General features: G+C 53.2%; 13 protein-coding genes and 1 pseudogene. 8 read left to right on the plus strand and 6 right to left on the minus strand.

The genetic code is table 11. The annotated features are described in order from the left end of the window. Positions 1-192: DUF4277 domain-containing protein (locus tag CD000_RS00965; protein ID WP_143425270.1), on the minus strand; the 192-nt coding region annotated here is incomplete at its 3' end. Positions 193-457: 265 nt separating this feature from the next. Between CD000_RS00965 and CD000_RS00970 the strand changes: the two are divergent. The 3 genes and pseudogenes from CD000_RS00970 to CD000_RS00985 all read left to right on the plus strand — a co-directional run. Next, positions 458-1,099: pseudogene (locus CD000_RS00970) on the plus strand (5'-nucleotidase C-terminal domain-containing protein); the annotation flags it as partial. A 796-nt stretch (positions 1,100-1,895) separates the two neighbouring features. Next, positions 1,896-2,528 (plus strand): LysE family translocator, encoded by a 633-nt coding sequence (locus CD000_RS00980; protein ID WP_096224682.1) that lies wholly within the window; start codon positions 1,896-1,898, stop codon positions 2,526-2,528. Positions 2,529-2,612: 84 nt separating this feature from the next. Then, positions 2,613-2,840, plus strand: coding sequence for a hypothetical protein (locus tag CD000_RS00985; RefSeq protein ID WP_033016373.1), 228 nt, complete (start codon positions 2,613-2,615; stop codon positions 2,838-2,840). A 36-nt stretch (positions 2,841-2,876) separates the two neighbouring features. On the opposite strand, the gene CD000_RS00990 is transcribed toward CD000_RS00985, so the two are convergent. Beyond that, positions 2,877-3,503 carry a LysE family translocator gene (locus CD000_RS00990; protein ID WP_096224683.1) on the minus strand — a complete coding sequence of 209 codons (627 nt, stop codon included), beginning with the start codon at positions 3,501-3,503 and terminating at the stop codon, positions 2,877-2,879. Positions 3,504-3,633: 130 nt separating this feature from the next. Next, a complete protein-coding gene (locus CD000_RS00995; RefSeq protein ID WP_011232353.1) occupies positions 3,634-4,584 on the minus strand; it encodes a cation diffusion facilitator family transporter in 951 nt (316 codons plus the stop codon). A gap of 206 nt (positions 4,585-4,790) precedes the next feature. Between CD000_RS00995 and glgB the strand changes: the two genes are divergently transcribed. The 5 genes from glgB to CD000_RS01020 are packed head-to-tail and all read left to right on the plus strand — an operon-like array spanning position 4,791 to position 12,740. Next, positions 4,791-6,803, plus strand: a complete 2,013-nt coding sequence (gene glgB / locus CD000_RS01000; RefSeq protein WP_233130489.1) for a 1,4-alpha-glucan branching enzyme — start codon at positions 4,791-4,793, stop codon at positions 6,801-6,803. After that, the gene (locus CD000_RS01005) at positions 6,685-7,854 is read left to right on the plus strand and encodes a glucose-1-phosphate adenylyltransferase (protein ID WP_096224684.1); all 1,170 of its coding nucleotides are present in this window, start codon (positions 6,685-6,687) and stop codon (positions 7,852-7,854) included. Before glgB ends, CD000_RS01005 begins: the two co-directional genes overlap by 119 nt. Then, entirely contained in the window at positions 7,851-8,885 is a 1,035-nt protein-coding gene (locus CD000_RS01010; protein WP_096224685.1) for a GlgC family sugar phosphate nucleotidyltransferase, read from the plus strand. Before CD000_RS01005 ends, CD000_RS01010 begins: the two co-directional genes overlap by 4 nt. Continuing rightward, positions 8,882-10,339 (plus strand): glycogen synthase GlgA, encoded by a 1,458-nt coding sequence (glgA, locus tag CD000_RS01015; protein ID WP_096224686.1) that lies wholly within the window; start codon positions 8,882-8,884, stop codon positions 10,337-10,339. Before CD000_RS01010 ends, glgA begins: the two co-directional genes overlap by 4 nt. Next, entirely contained in the window at positions 10,326-12,740 is a 2,415-nt protein-coding gene (locus CD000_RS01020; protein ID WP_096224687.1) for a glycogen/starch/alpha-glucan phosphorylase, read from the plus strand. The genes glgA and CD000_RS01020 overlap by 14 nt, the downstream gene beginning before the upstream one ends. A 114-nt stretch (positions 12,741-12,854) precedes the next feature. Here the strand turns inward: CD000_RS01020 and CD000_RS01025 are convergent, their stop codons facing one another. The 3 genes from CD000_RS01025 to CD000_RS01035 form a co-directional block, all read right to left on the minus strand. Further along, positions 12,855-13,649, minus strand: a complete 795-nt coding sequence (locus CD000_RS01025) for a TIGR00266 family protein (RefSeq protein WP_011232351.1) — start codon at positions 13,647-13,649, stop codon at positions 12,855-12,857. A 99-nt stretch (positions 13,650-13,748) separates the two neighbouring features. Then, the gene (locus tag CD000_RS01030; protein ID WP_055358913.1) at positions 13,749-14,558 is read right to left on the minus strand and encodes a yteA family sporulation protein; all 810 of its coding nucleotides are present in this window, start codon (positions 14,556-14,558) and stop codon (positions 13,749-13,751) included. Between the two features lie 86 nt (positions 14,559-14,644). After that, positions 14,645-15,574, minus strand: coding sequence for a 1,4-dihydroxy-2-naphthoate polyprenyltransferase (locus CD000_RS01035; protein ID WP_096224688.1), 930 nt, complete (start codon positions 15,572-15,574; stop codon positions 14,645-14,647). Positions 15,575-15,660: the final 86 nt, after the last annotated feature.

The raw sequence follows: 15,660 nt of genomic DNA on the forward strand, positions 1-15,660 counted from the left end.
GTGAACGAGGGCTTGCCGGCCGTCAAACAGATTGTAGATGATGGCCTGAACGGCATCGCTGACTCGAGTCTGGCACTGTGGATCAACGGGAACGAGATGGTCAATCAATTGGGGCAGGCCCAGTTTCTTGAATAGGGCACTTATTATATTCAAATAATCATTACGATAGACCTTTTTGACTTGAACGTTCATGAGAGAAAAACTCCTTCACTTTCCTTGTATGTCAAGGATTCATTCGACTTATATTCAAATAATAATTGCGATAGACCTTTTTGGCTTGAACGTTCATGAGAGAAAAACTCCTTCACTTTCCTTGTATGTCAAGGATTCATTCGACGATGGACACAAAAAATCCTCCCGATTTTCGTTGGGAGGGTGCGAAATGTGAGAAATAACTAATTTTTATTCGATGAAATCAGGTTTATTTTGAATTTTTATTCAAGGTGCGAAATGTGAGTTGTATCCAAACACGGTGTATGCGCTGAAAATTACGGGAGCCGAGTTGAAAGAATGGCTTGAGTGGTCGGCGGGACAATTCAACCAAATCGACCCGAACAAGACAGGCATTCAGCCGCTTATCAACAACGACTTCCCGACGTACAACTTCGACATTATTGATGGAGTGACGTATGAGATCGATGTCACCGAGCCGGCGAAATACGACAAAAATCAAAATGTGATCAACCCGAAAGCAAACCGCATTAAAAACTTGCGATTCCAAGGCAAACCGGTGACGCCGAAGAGGGAATTTATCGTTGCGACGAACAACTATCGGGCGACGACGAACCGGATCATCAATCCGGGCGGGAAAAACACGATTTTGGCTGCGCCGGATGAAAACCGGCAAGTGATCATCGATTATATTCGCGAAAACGGAACGATCAACCCGTCCGCGGACGGCAACTGGACCTTTGCGCCAGTGAAAGGGAAAGCATCGGTGACCGTTTCCTTTGAATCGTCACCGGAAGCACAAAAATATTTGCCGCCAGACAGCCGCATCCGCTATGTGGCGACATTGTCCAACGGGTTTGCCCAATACGAACTTACGCTGTTGTCTTGGAAAGAAACGAAAACAAACCATTCGAAAGAGCTAGAAAAATCTGGACGTTAAGAAGAGGTTGGAAAAATAGCAGGTGATTTCGTATAAAATACTGCTAGTTCCAGCTGTTTCTTAATTAGAACAACCTTGCGGAATCAATCTTCTTTTTCGGCGAAATGCCGCTGATTTGCTCGTGACAGCCGTTTTTTACCGGCCTTTTAGGTGACACGAAAATGTGACTAAAAGTATTTCTGGCGCTACTGCCATTTTTTCCATTTCGAAAATATCGCCTTTTTGACTGACGATGAGAAGAAGATCTTTTACGTTAACGTCATTTCCGAAAGAAGTCTCCCACCTCAAGGAATGTGAAGAGCGATCGATCAATGAGTAGGTGGGAGATGAATTTCGGTTGGCCATCGCCGATGAATATGATCGTCTATGGTTCAAACCGACACCTTTGGAACGAAGGGAAGCGTAAAGGGTTCTTGTTTGTGGCTTACCGTTCAGCGAACACGCACAAGTCGCTTGAAGCCCCTGCCTCTAAGCGAAGCGTAGGTGGTGGGCAGTTCACTTCTAACAAGGACAGTGAAAAACAGCCGCTTTCGTTGAGCGGGCGGTCATGGAAGGAAAAAAGATGTTCGATTGGGGAAGCGCTGCTTGTCCGACCGGGCGCTACCCATCATCTGCTTTTTCGAAGGCCGGTGGACATCGAGGTTCTTGGGATCATTCGTTTTGGAAAACGGAACGATTTTGTCACTGTATCGGTGGTGAAGCCACCTACCTTTTGTAACATTGCCCGAAAGCAGTGCCACTGTCCATGGATGATTGTTTGCTAGCTTGGTCAGGAGGGAGACATGTGTTAGGCATTACAAGTTACGGGATGTATTTGCTGGCGTCGATTTTGATGCATGCCACTCCGGGAGTGGATACGATGTATATTATGGGGCGCAGTGTGGCGCAAGGGAGAAAAGCGGGCGTGTATTCGGTGTTGGGCATTTCGACGGGGGTGTTCATTCATACGTTGCTCGCTGCGTTTGGTTTGGCGGTGATTTTGCAGCAGTCGGTTGTCTTATTTACGGCTGTGAAAATCGCTGGCGCGGCGTATTTGGTGTATCTTGGCATCAAAATGATGCGGCAGCCGGCGCCGCCCGCGTTGGAGTCGGGGGAGTTGGCGCCGATGAAGCTGAACAAGATTTATTGGCACGGCGTGACGACGAATGTGTTGAATCCGAAAGTGGCGTTGTTTTTCCTTTCGTTTTTGCCGCAATTCATCGAAACGGCCCAGCCATACGGCCCGCTTCCGTTTCTGCTGCTCGGCGTTTCGTTCGTGGTGACGAGCACGCTGTGGGGGCTTGGCGTCGTCTATGTCGCCGCGCTGGCGACGAAACGGATGCGTCAAAACGCGAAAATGGCGCTTCTTGTCAATCGATTGACAGGGATCGTGTTTATCGGGCTTGGTGTGAAGCTGCTGCAAACGAAAGCGTCGTGAGCGAGGGCGAACGGCGTCAGAAAGCATGATCCTCACCTGCCTGAAAGCGCGGGCGGTGATTCGGTGCGGAGGTTGGCTAGAGGAATGGGGACGGATGACAAAGGAATAGCGGTGATTCTCCTTGTGGCGGGAATCGGGGTGTTTCCGTTTGGGATCGTGATCATTAAGCAGCAGTGGGAAGAATACAAGAAGAAGGAGGGGCGTGAGCGGAGAATAGTCTTGTTTTTTGAAATGATCGATCTTTGGTCAACATGGGTGCTATTTCTCTCCCTGCTCCTCATATTGGGAGGCGCGGCACTGTTGTGGAGATGAGCAGAAAAGAGGGCAGCCGCCCTCTTTTTTCTTCCGCTACGACCGCTCGCTGAAGGCGATTTGGATGCCGATGGCGGCGAAAAGGATCCCTTTTAGCCAGTTGATCCGCCGAGCGATTCGTTCGTTCGACAGCAGCCAGTGGCGCAGTTTTTCCGCACCGATGCTCACTAAGGTGAAGACAGCGAGAGCTTGAACGAGAAAGATGACGCCTAATACGAGCATTTGCTGCGGGATCTGGCCCGCTGACGGATCAACGAACTGCGGCAGGAGCGCCAAAAAGAAGAGCGACACTTTCGGATTGAGCACGTTCATGACAATGCCTTTTTTGTACAGCGAGGCGTATGCCATTGGCTTCTGCCGCCCAAAGGCGAGACTGCTGTCTTTTTCGCGGAACGCCTGCCATGCCAAGTACAGCAAATACGCGGCGCCGGTGTACTTGACGATGGCAAACGCCAAGGCGGATTGGTAAATGACAGCCGAGACGCCAAGCGTGGCTGCACTGATGTGGACAAGCAGTCCGGTGCACAGCCCGAGCGCGGTGGCGATGCCCGCCTGTTTGCCTTGGGACAGGCTTTGGGCGATGACGAACAAAATGTCTGGCCCCGGCGCTAACGTAAGCAAAACGGCGACGCCGAAAAACGAGAAGATCGTTCCGATTCCCATGAGGCATCCCTTCCTTCGGCATGATGACTCTATATGTTCGCCGCGGATCGTATTGATTCCTTTTTGTTTGAAAGGGAAAATGGACAAACGAAAAAGCCGCCCATGCCATTAGAAGCAGAGGCGGCATTTCCTATTCATGGAAAGCTTTTTTCTCCAAAAACGCCCGGCCATAGCGGCCATGGTCATGGAGCATGGCGTGCTCCACCTGGATGGTGGCGTGCTCGATTCCGTATTTTTCCTTCAACATTTCATTCACCGCCAAGATGACGCATAGCGGCTGGATGCGTTCGTTGACAAACACATGAGCCGACAGCGAGTAATGGTCGGTCGAGATGGCCCATAAGTGCATGTCGTGCACGTCTTCGACCCCTTCGATCTTTCGAATATCGGCGCGGATTTGTTCGAGGTCGAACCCATCTGGCACGGCTTCCATTAAGATGAGATACGATTCGCGCATAATTTTCGCCCCGCCTGTGAAAATGATGGCGGCGATCACTAAGCTGATGATCGGGTCGAACACCGTCCAGCCGGTGAAGTAAATGAGCAGTGCGGAAACGATGACGCCGATCGAGCTAATCAAGTCGCCGATGAAATGCCAAAGGGCGCTCTGAACGTTCAAGTTGTCTTCCTCTTTCGTGCTCCGGCTTAAGACGATGGTCAACGTCAAGTTGACGACGAGGCCGATCGCTGCGATCCCGAGCATGAGGCGAAAGTTGATCGGTTCAGGATGGAGAAAACGCTGAATGCCTTCCCATAAAATCCACAGCGCAATGACGGCCAACGTCAGCCCATTCAAAAACGATGTGATGATTTCAAACCGCAAAAAGCCGAACGTAAACCGACGGTTCGGCGGGCGCGTCGCCATGTAGAGGGCGACCATGCTTAAGCCAAGCGCCAATACATCGGATGCCATATGGGCCGAATCGGACAAGAGGGCGAGTGAGTTGGAAATCAGTCCGCCAATGATTTCGACGGCGGTGAAAAACATGGTCAACAAAAGCGTCACCCAGAGCGCTTTTTTCGATTCATTTTGCGTTTTGACGTGCGGGAGATGGTGAAAATCGTACAGTGTTGGAGCCATAATGCACCTCCATTATTTATAATAATTATCAACTTGTATATATTATAATATAAAAATCCACCTGTGTGCAAATGAAATTTCGACAGCCAGAAACAGCGGTTGTTGGAATTTGTCTAAAAATATAGACGAAGCATTCAAGGAATAAAGCCTTCTGTTGGCGAATAGGAATCAATGCTGTGTATGGCCATCATTTTGCTTCGGAAAGGATGCGATCCAGCTTGATTGCGGCGAATCCGACAGATTTAGAAGTGTATTTGTTTCATGAAGGCCGTTTGTATCAAAGTTATGAGCTGTTCGGCGCTCATGTCATCCGCGGCGGCGGAGCGGTCGGCACTCGCTTTTGCGTGTGGGCGCCCCATGCGCGGGAAGTCCGTCTTGTCGGCAGTTTCAACGATTGGAATGGGGCGAATTCCCCCCTGACGAAGGTGAACGACGAAGGGGTATGGACGATCGTTGTTCCAGAAAACTTGGAAGGGCATCTCTATAAATATGAGATCATCACACCGGATGGCCGTGTTCTGTTGAAAGCCGACCCGTACGCCTTTTACTCCGAATTGCGCCCTCATACCGCCTCGATTGTCTACGATTTGAAAGGATACGAGTGGAATGATTCACCTTGGCAGCGGAAGAAACGGCGAAAGCGGATTTATGACCAACCGATGGTCATTTATGAACTTCATTTCGGTTCGTGGAAAAAGAAACCGGACGGCCGCTTTTATACGTACCGTGAGATGGCCGACGAACTCATTCCGTACGTGCTGGAGCGCGGATTTACGCACATTGAGCTGCTTCCGCTTGTCGAGCATCCGCTCGATCGTTCGTGGGGATATCAAGGGACCGGCTATTATTCGGTGACAAGCCGCTATGGCACGCCGCACGATTTCATGTATTTCGTCGACCGCTGCCATCAAGCGGGGCTTGGCGTCATCATCGACTGGGTGCCGGGGCATTTTTGCAAGGACGCCCACGGGCTGTACATGTTTGACGGCGCGCCGACGTATGAATACGCGAATGAAAAAGACCGAGAAAATTACGTCTGGGGGACGGCGAATTTTGACTTGGGCAAGCCGGAAGTGCGCAGTTTTCTGATCTCCAATGCGTTGTTTTGGCTGGAGTATTACCATGTGGACGGGTTTCGCGTCGATGCGGTCGCCAATATGCTTTATTGGCCGAACAACGACCGGCTCTATGAAAATCCGTATGCGGTCGAGTTTTTGCGCCAGTTGAATGAGGCGGTGTTTGCCTATGACCCGAACGTCTTGATGATCGCTGAAGATTCGACCGACTGGCCTCGGGTGACCGCGCCGACGTACGATGGCGGCCTTGGGTTTAACTACAAGTGGAACATGGGCTGGATGAACGACATGCTGAAGTATATGGAAACGCCGCCGCATGAGCGGAAATACGCCCATAACCAGGTCAGTTTTTCCCTCCTTTATGCGTATTCGGAAAATTTCATTTTGCCATTTTCCCATGATGAAGTTGTGCATGGCAAAAAATCACTGCTCAATAAAATGCCTGGGTCGTACGAAGAGAAGTTCGCCCAGCTGCGCCTATTGTATGGGTACATGATGGCCCACCCTGGGAAAAAGCTGCTGTTTATGGGCAGTGAGTTTGCCCAGTTTGATGAATGGAAGTTTGCCGAGGAGCTGGACTGGGTGCTGTTCGATTTTGAATTGCACCGGAAAATGGACGAATATGTGAAGCAGCTGATCGCCTGCTATAAACGGTATAAGCCGTTTTACGAGCTTGATCATGATCCGAGAGGGTTTGAATGGATTGACGTTCATAATGCCGAGCAAAGCATTTTTTCATTCATCCGCCGGGGGAAAAAAGAAGGTGATGTGCTGGTCATTGTTTGTAATTTCACAAATCAGGCGTATGACGATTACAAAGTCGGCGTGCCGCTTTTGGCGCCGTACCGCGAAGTGCTTAACAGCGATGCAGCGGAGTTTGGCGGTTCGGGACATGTCAACGGGAAGCGGCTTCCCGCTTTCAGTGAGCCGTTTCATGGAAAACCGTACCATGTGCGCATGACGATTCCGCCGTTTGGCATTTCCATTTTGCGGCCAGTGCAAAAACGAGGGGAGAGAAAGCAGAATGAAGAAGAAGTGCATCGCCATGTTATTGGCCGGCGGGCAAGGAAGCCGGCTTCGCTCGCTGACGAAAAACATCGCGAAACCAGCCGTGCCGTTTGGGGGGAAGTACCGGATCATTGATTTTACGTTGAGCAATTGCACGAACTCGGGCATTGACACAGTCGGGGTGTTGACCCAATATCAGCCGCTTCTTTTGCACTCGTACATCGGCATCGGAAGCGCATGGGATTTAGATCGAAGAAACGGGGGCGTCACCGTCCTTCCCCCTTACTCCGCCTCTTCCGGCGTCAAATGGTACGAAGGCACAGCGAACGCCATTTATCAAAATATGAATTATATTGAACAATACGACCCGGATTACGTTCTCGTGCTGTCTGGCGATCATATTTACAAGATGGATTACCAGCAGATGCTCGACTACCATATCGCCAAACAGGCGGATGCAACGATTTCCGTTATTGAAGTGCCGTGGGAAGAGGCGAGCCGATTCGGCATTATGAACACGAATGAAAACATGGAAATTGTCGAATTTGCCGAAAAGCCGGCCAATCCGAAAAGCAATTTGGCATCGATGGGCATTTACATTTTCAATTGGCCGTTATTGAGGGAGTATTTGCAAATCGACAACGCCGATCCGCATTCGTCGCACGACTTCGGCAAAGATGTGATTCCGCGGCTTCTTCGGGAGAACAAGCGGCTCGTGGCCTATCCGTTCAAAGGCTATTGGAAAGATGTCGGCACCGTCAAAAGCTTGTGGGAAGCCAACATGGATTTGCTCGATGAACACAATGAACTTGACTTGTTTGATCGCTCGTGGCGCATTTATTCGGTCAACCCGAACCAGCCGCCGCAATACATCGCTCTCGAGGCGGAAGTGAGCGATTCTCTCATCAATGAGGGATGCGTCGTGGAAGGAACGGTGGAGCGCTCGGTGCTGTTTCAAGGCGTCTGCATCGGCAAGGGAGCGGTTGTGAAAGAATCCGTCATTATGCCAGGGGCAACAGTTGGTGAAGGAGCGTATGTCGAGCGAGCGATCGTCACTCCGGAGATCGTCATCCCGCCGCATTCGACTGTGAGCCCGGGCGATGCTGATGATGACGTCGTGCTCGTAACGACCGAGTGGATCAAGCAACGGAATAAGGACACCGCAAGGAAGGATGGAGCACAATGAACAACAACATGATGTTGGGCGTCATCGACGCGACCACGTATATGGAGGCAATGGCGCCGCTTGTCGAGCAACGCTCAATCGCAGCGGTGCCGTTTGCCGGGCGGTATCGGCTCATTGATTTCGTGCTTTCAAGCATGGTCAACTCCGGCATTGAAAGCGTCGCGATTTTTTCGAAATACCAATATCGGTCGCTGATGGACCATTTAGGATCAGGGAAGAATTGGGATTTAAACCGAAAGCGGGACGGATTGTTTTTCTTCCCATCGCCGGACTTGTTGTTTTCCGGTGAGCGCCGGATCGGGGCGTTTGCCCATTTTGAGCAGCATATCGACTATTTTTTGCGGAGTCGGCAAAAGTATGCGGTCATCGTCAATAGCTACACGGTGTGCAACATCGACTTTGACGCCGTCCTCGAGCGCCATATCGAACGCGGCTGCGATGTGACGCGAATCTGCCATCGCGGCGAGCCGCTGGAGATGTACGTGTTGGAGACGTCTCTTCTGCTTGATTTCATTGCCAATTATAAAAACCGCGGCTATCGAAGCATCGTCGATGTCGTCTGCGATAACTGTCATTCGCTGTCCATTTGCGACTATGAATACAGCGGGTATGCGGCCGTCATCGATTCGCTCGCCCGCTATTTCCGCGCGAGCATGGAGCTTCTTGACCGCAGTGTTTGGGAGCAGCTTTTTCTTCCATCGCGGCCGATTTATACGAAAGTGAAAGACGAGCCGCCGACGAAGTACGGGCGGGAAGGGATCGTAAAGCGCTCGATGATCGCCAACGGCTGCGTCATTGACGGGACGGTGGAAAACAGCGTCTTGTTCCGCTCTGTGAAGATCGGCAAAGGAGCGGTCGTGAAAAACAGCATTATTATGCAAAAGTGCCAAATCGGCGACGGCTGCGTCCTCGATGGCGTCATTATCGATAAAGACGCCAAGGTCGAACCGGGCGTGGTGTTGAAAGGAACGGCTGATCAACCGTTTGTCGTCCGCAAAGGAACGGTGCAGGGGGAGGTCGCCAGCCGATGAACGTGCTATTTGCCGTTTCCGAATGCGCCCCGTTCGCCAAATCGGGGGGATTGGCCGACGTTGCCGGCGCGCTGCCGAAAGAGCTGCGCCGGCTCGGCGTTGACGCCCGTGTCATGCTGCCGAAATATGAGACGATCGCCCGCGAATGGAAAGAGAAGATGAACAAAACGGCGGAGTTCACCGTGCCGGTCGGGTGGCGCCGCCAATATGCCGGCGTGGAGGAGCTCGAGCACGACGGGGTCATCTATTACTTCATCGACAACGAGTATTACTTCAAACGGCCGCAGCTGTACGGCCATGATGACGACGGCGAGCGGTTTTCTTATTTTTGCCGGGCGGTGCTGGACGCGCTGCCGGAGATCGGGTTTCAGCCCGACATCATTCATTGCCATGACTGGCACACCGGCATGATTCCATTTTTGCTGCGCGAGCAATACCACCATGATCCGTTTTATGCGGATATCCGCACGATGTTTACGATTCACAACTTGCAGTTTCAAGGGCTGTTTCCGCGCGGGATTTTAGAGGATTTGTTGAATTTGGACGGACGGTATTTCACTGTCGACCAGCTCGAGTTTTACGGAAGCGTCAGCTTTATGAAAGGGGCGCTTGTCGCCTCCGATTTGATCACGACGGTGAGTCCGACGTACAAAGAAGAGATTCAAACCGCCTATTACGGCGAGCGGTTGGACGGCTTGCTGCGGGCGCGGCGGGCCGATTTGCTTGGCATTTTAAACGGCATTGACGACGAGTTTTACAACCCGCAAACCGATCCGTTTTTGGCGGCGACCTATAGCGTACATACGCGGGAAAGAAAAAAACTCAACAAGCGCGCTTTGCAGCGGCGGTTCGGTCTGCCAGAGCGGGATGATGCGCCCATCGTCGCCATGGTGACGCGAATGACGGCGCAAAAAGGGCTCGATTTGGTGACGTGCGTCTTTCATGACCTCATGCAGGAAGACATGCAGCTCGTCGTGCTCGGCACCGGGGATTGGCGCTTTGAACAGTTTTTCTCGCAAATGGCAGCGGCCTATCCGGACAAAGTCGGGGTGTACATCGGCTTTCACGAACCGCTCGCCCATCAAATCTATGCGGGCTCGGACTTGTTTTTAATGCCGTCATTATTTGAACCGTGCGGGTTGAGCCAAATGATCGCGCTTCGGTACGGGACGATTCCGATCGTTCGGGAAACGGGTGGGCTGAACGATACGGTGCAATCGTACAATGAATTTACAGGAGAGGGAAACGGGTTCAGCTTTACGAACTTTAATGCCCATGACATGTTGTACACGATCCGCCGGGCGCTGTCGTTCTACCACCAGCCATCTGTCTGGGAGCGGCTCATGGAGCGGGCGATGCGCGGCGATTACAGCTGGCGCCGGTCGGCGAGGGAGTATCGAAAAGCGTACGAACAGCTGAACAAAAAGGGGGAAGACGCGCTTGTTCGCGGATAAAGAAACGTTTCAACGGGCGTTTGTGACGCGGGTCGAGGAGTTGTGCGGCAAACCGTTTGCGGAGTCGACGGCGCGCGATCATTATCATGTCCTTGGCCATATGGTGCGCGAACATATCAGCCGCCATTGGATCGCGACGAATGAACGCTACCGGGCGCAACGGTGGAAGCAAGTGTATTATTTGTCGATTGAGTTTTTGTTGGGTCGCCTGCTCGGCAACAATTTGTTAAACCTCGGCGTCCGCTCGGTCGTCGAGGAAGGATTGCGCGAGCTCGGCATTCGCCTCGAAGATGTCGAGGAATGTGAGGCGGACGCCGGGCTTGGCAACGGCGGGCTGGGGCGGCTCGCCGCCTGTTTTCTTGACTCGCTCGCCACATTGAATTTGCCGGGCCACGGGCACGGCATCCGCTACAAGCATGGGCTGTTTGACCAAAAGATCGTCGACGGTTATCAAGTCGAACTGCCGGAGCAATGGCTGCGAAACGGGAACGTTTGGGAAATCCGGAAAGAAGAGCTGGCGGTCGAAGTCCGGTTTTGTGGGCGGGTTGAGGTGTCGGAGCAAAACGGCCGCCTTGTCTTCCGCCATGTCGACAGCGAAAACGTGATGGCGGTGCCGTACGATATGCCGGTCATCGGCTACGGGACGAACACGGTCAACACGCTCCGGCTTTGGAGCGCCGAACCGGCGAAAACGTTCCCGCTTCATAAAGATGTCATGCAATACAAACGGGAGACCGAAGCCATTTCCGAGTTTTTGTACCCGGACGATACGCATGACGAAGGAAAAATTTTGCGGCTGAAGCAGCAGTATTTTCTCGTCGCCGCCAGCCTCAGCAGCATCACTCGCGCCCATCGCCGCCAGCACGGGAGCTTGCGCCGCCTCCATGAATATGTCGCCATTCATATCAACGACACGCACCCCGCGCTTGCGATTCCGGAGTTGATGCGCATTTTGCTCGATGAGGAAGGGATGAGCTGGGAAGAGGCTTGGCACATTACGACCCATACGATCGCGTACACGAATCATACGACTCTGGCGGAAGCGCTCGAGAAATGGCCGATTCGTCTGTTTCAGCCGCTGTTGCCGCGCATTTATATGATCGTCGAGGAAATCAACGAACGGTTTTGCCGCGAGCTGTGGGAACGCTACCCTGGCGATTGGGGGCGGATTGAACAAATGGCCATCATCGCCCACGGGATGGTGAAAATGGCGCACTTGGCCGTTGTTGCGAGCCATAGCGTCAACGGTGTGGCGAAACTGCATACGGACATATTGAAACAGCGGGAAATGCGCTTGTTTTACGAATGGGCGCCGCACAAGTTCAACAACAAAATGAACGGGGTGACGCATCGTCGCTGGCTGTTAAAGGCGAACCCGGAGCTGTCGGCGTTGATTACGGAAACGATTGGTCCGCGCTGGATCCGCGAGCCGGAAGCATTGATTGAGCTGAAGTCTTATGCTTCCGATCCGGCGTTTCAGCAGGCGTTGGCTGCGGTCAAACAGCAGCGGAAGGCGAGGCTCGCCGCCCGCATTTACGAAAAAACCGGGATTCTTGTTGACGAATCGTCCATTTTTGACGTGCAAGTGAAGCGGCTGCACGCTTATAAACGGCAGTTGTTAAACGTTTTGCACATTATGCATTTATACAATCGGCTGAAAGAAGACCCGTATGTTTCGATCCACCCGCGCACGTTCATTTTCGGAGCGAAAGCGTCGCCAGGCTATTATTACGCCAAGCGGATCATCAAGCTCATCCATTCGGTGGCGGATCAGGTGAACAACGATAAACGGACGAACGAGCAACTGAAGGTCATTTTTTTGGAAAATTACCGCGTATCGCTCGCGGAAGAAATCATTCCGGCCGCCGATGTGAGCGAGCAAATCTCAACAGCCAGCAAAGAAGCGTCCGGGACGGGCAACATGAAGTTTATGATGAACGGCGCCGTTACGCTTGGCACGCTGGATGGAGCGAACGTCGAAATCGCGGAAGCCGTCGGGGAGGACAACATGTTTTTGTTCGGACTGACGGCCGATGAAGTGCTCCGCTACTACGAACACGGAGGCTATCGGGCGCATGAGTATTACCATCATGACAAACGGATCAAGCAAGTTGTCGACCAGCTCATCAACGGCTTTTTCCCTGATGTCGGCGACTACTTTGAGCCGATTTACGACTCGCTGCTGGCGCAAAACGACGAATATTTTGTGCTGCGCGACTTTGCCGCCTACGCCGAGGCGCACGAGCGGGTTGAGGCCGCTTACCGCGATCCGGCGCGCTGGTGGCGGATGAGCGCCGTCAACATCGCCCATTCCGGCCGTTTCGCCAGCGATCGAACCGTAGCGGAATACGCCGCCGAAATTTGGGGTCTTTTGCCGTCGGGGGAACGTTTCTCAACTTAGAAAAGGACGTTTTTGGGCTGCTTTTTCATTTAATCATCGTCCTTTTAGGGAATTTCGAGGGGGAAGGCAGAAAAGCAAAAGGGCGTTCCGTTTGGCCGGAGCGCCCTTTCTCGCTTAGTCGTCGCCGTCGAGCCAGTCGCCGATGCCGCCGAGGATGCTGCCTTCGCCGACCGACCGTCCGCCGGCGCTCGGGGCGGCAGCGAGGACGCGGTCAGCGAGCCGGCTGAACGGAAGCGACTGCACCCACACTGCTCCCGGACCGGTGACGGTGGCCAAAAACAATCCTTCGCCGCCGAAGAAGGCGGTTTTGATGTTGCCGACATATTCAATATCGTAGTTGACGTCTTTCGTCATGGCGACAAGGCAGCCGGTGTCAATACGAAGCGTTTCCCCGGGCTGCAAGTCGCGGCGGTGGATCGTTCCGCCGGCGTGCAAAAAGGCAAGCCCGTCACCTTCCAACTTTTGCATAATAAACCCTTCGCCGCCGAAAAAGCCAGCGCCGAGCTTGCGCTGAAACTCAATGCCGACGGAAACGCCTTTTGCCGCACACAAAAAGGAGTCTTTTTGGCAGATGAGCTTCCCGCCAAGTTCGCTTAAATCGACCGGGATGATTTTTCCCGGATACGGAGCGGCGAAGGCGACGCGGCGCTTGCCGCTTCCTTGGTTGGTAAACACGGTCATGAACAAGCTTTCGCCGGTGAGCAGCCGCTTTCCCGCGCCGACAAGGCGGCCAAGCAGCCCTTTTCCGGACGAGGAGCCGTCGCCAAATACGGTTTCCATGACGATGCCGTCATCCATCATCATCATCCCGCCCGCTTCCGCGACCACGCTTTCGTATGGGTCGAGCTCGATTTCGACAAACTGCATGTCATCGCCGTACAGCCGGTAATCGATCTCATGTGCGTTCATCATTTCGCCTCCATTCGGATCATATGACGTTCTGCTCTGTACTACGGAAAACGGCATCGGCCCGTTTCACAAAAAAGACCATCTTGCCGATGGCCTTTTTCATGGAGTTGTTTCCCCAAAATGCTGCTGGGACAGTCTTTCATCGTACCGGCGGTAGCTGTCTGTCGATGTATACGGGTCTTTTTCATACGCCGGCAAATCGCCGATGTTCGACATGATGCCTTCGTCATCCAATATGTTTTCCAGCAGCTCATGCTCCCGCGTCGGGTACACACGTACGTGTCTGCCATGCAAATCGACGGCCGCGAAATTTTCCAAGTCTTCGACATAGCCGACGTTCTCTTCCGACTCGGCATACACTTCGCTGTAGGAATCGACGTTTTTGCCAAGGTCCGAAGGGGTGTCGGATGTGCCGTAGCGGGCTGCTTCCTGCCATGCATCTTCCGCGTCGTAAGCGACCGATTCCGCGCGGTCATCGAAATCGAATTTGCCAAACGGCGGCATAAGAACGCCCTCTTCAAGCGGCCGCTTTTGCGACACCGTTTGATCCGGGCTGTGCTCGCGGCAGTAGAGTGTTGTCGGCAGTGCCTCGAGCCGTTCGTATGGGATCGGGCGGCCGCATACGCGGCACGTTCCGTATGTGCCGTCGGCGATGGCGCCAAGCGCCCGTTCAATCTCGCGAACTTCGCGCTCGGCATGCTCCTTTAGGGCGAGATCTTTTTCCCGCTCATACAGCTCTGTCGCCTCATCGGCCGGATGGTTGTCGTAGCTCGCCAGCTCACCGACCGCATCGTGGGCGTGGCTGCGGATCATGCCGAAATGGTCGTTTTGCTTCAGCCGGTCTTCCGTCTCCCGTTTCATGTCGAGCAGTCTTGAGCGGAGGGCGGCAAGCTGTTCGTTCGTCAGCATCAGTCGCAATCCCTTCCTTCGCAGTAGCGTCTATATGGTGTAGTATGGGCGAAAATCAAAAAAAAAACACGGTCATGTTGACCGTGTTACAGCCAATGGGCAATGAGCAAGCCAGCGGCGAGCAAAAAGCCGAACTGTGTATTCGTTTGCGCCGTCGCCTTCATGGCCGGCATCATCTCGATCGGCTTGATTTTGCCGATAAATCCGCGCGTCGCGGCGATTGCTTTTGGAATGCTCAATAAAGCGAGCAGCGCCCAAAACGGCACGATCTGAAACACCGCAAGCGCGGCCGTCCAAAGAAAGGCAACGGCGAACATGGCAGCGAGCAGGCGGATGGCCCAATCGCGGCCAATCAAAATGGCGAGCGTCTTTCGCCCTTTTTCACGGTCGCCGTCCAAGTCGCGAATATTGTTCGCCAGCAAAATGGCGCCGACCAAAATCGCGATCGGAATGGCGGTGAGCACGGCGTCGCCGCTGATATAGCCCGTTTGGATGAAAAATGAAATCAAAATGATGACAAAGCCCATAAAAAACCCAGCCGCCAGTTCGCCAAACGGCGTATAGGCGATCGGAACCGGCCCTCCGGTGTAAAAATAACCGGCCGCCATGCAAATCGTTCCGACAACGGCGAGCCACCAACTGCTTTCGGCGCAAATGTAGATGCCGATGAGCATAGCCAACCCAAGACAGCCAAACGCCAACGCCAGCACCGTTTTCGGCTTGAGGCCGTCGCGGACGATGGCGCCGCCGATGCCGACCGACTCCGGTGAATCGAGGCCGCGTTGATAATCGTAGTATTCGTTGAACATGTTCGTCGCCGCCTGAATCAACAAAGAGGCGATCATCATCGCGGCAAACAGCAGCCAATCGATCGATGTTTCGCCAAGCGCCAGCACCGTGCCGACGCATACGGGCACAAATGCCGCCGTCAGCGTATGCGGGCGCGTCAGCCGCCAAAAGACGCGCCAGTCGCGGCGCGCCGGCGGGCGATGGTCCATATGTGTGAATGATTGCATATTCATTCCCCTTAGATTCTGTGAAAATATCATTCGTTTATGTCCAAAATAAGTGTAGGCAAACGTTGAAAGCATGTCAACCCTTC

Origin of the sequence: Geobacillus sp. FJAT-46040 (assembly GCF_002335725.1) — a bacterium.
Taxonomy (GTDB): domain Bacteria; phylum Bacillota; class Bacilli; order Bacillales; family Anoxybacillaceae; genus Geobacillus; species Geobacillus thermoleovorans.

What these genes read in the sequence shown, in the direction of transcription:
- CD000_RS00990 (WP_096224683.1), bottom strand. Translation starts at nt 3,503, where the DNA reads ATGGGAATCGGAACGATCTTCTCGTTTTTCGGCGTCGCCGTTTTGCTT.
- CD000_RS01005 (WP_096224684.1), top strand. Translation starts at nt 6,685, where the DNA reads ATGAAGAAGAAGTGCATCGCCATGTTATTGGCCGGCGGGCAAGGAAGC.
- glgA (WP_096224686.1), top strand. Translation starts at nt 8,882, where the DNA reads ATGAACGTGCTATTTGCCGTTTCCGAATGCGCCCCGTTCGCCAAATCG.
- CD000_RS01035 (WP_096224688.1), bottom strand. Translation starts at nt 15,574, where the DNA reads ATGCAATCATTCACACATATGGACCATCGCCCGCCGGCGCGCCGCGAC.
- glgB (WP_233130489.1), top strand. Translation starts at nt 4,791, where the DNA reads ATGCGATCCAGCTTGATTGCGGCGAATCCGACAGATTTAGAAGTGTAT.
- CD000_RS01025 (WP_011232351.1), bottom strand. Translation starts at nt 13,649, where the DNA reads ATGAACGCACATGAGATCGATTACCGGCTGTACGGCGATGACATGCAG.
- CD000_RS00995 (WP_011232353.1), bottom strand. Translation starts at nt 4,584, where the DNA reads ATGGCTCCAACACTGTACGATTTTCACCATCTCCCGCACGTCAAAACG.
- CD000_RS01010 (WP_096224685.1), top strand. Translation starts at nt 7,851, where the DNA reads ATGAACAACAACATGATGTTGGGCGTCATCGACGCGACCACGTATATG.
- CD000_RS01030 (WP_055358913.1), bottom strand. Translation starts at nt 14,558, where the DNA reads ATGCTGACGAACGAACAGCTTGCCGCCCTCCGCTCAAGACTGCTCGAC.
- CD000_RS00985 (WP_033016373.1), top strand. Translation starts at nt 2,613, where the DNA reads ATGGGGACGGATGACAAAGGAATAGCGGTGATTCTCCTTGTGGCGGGA.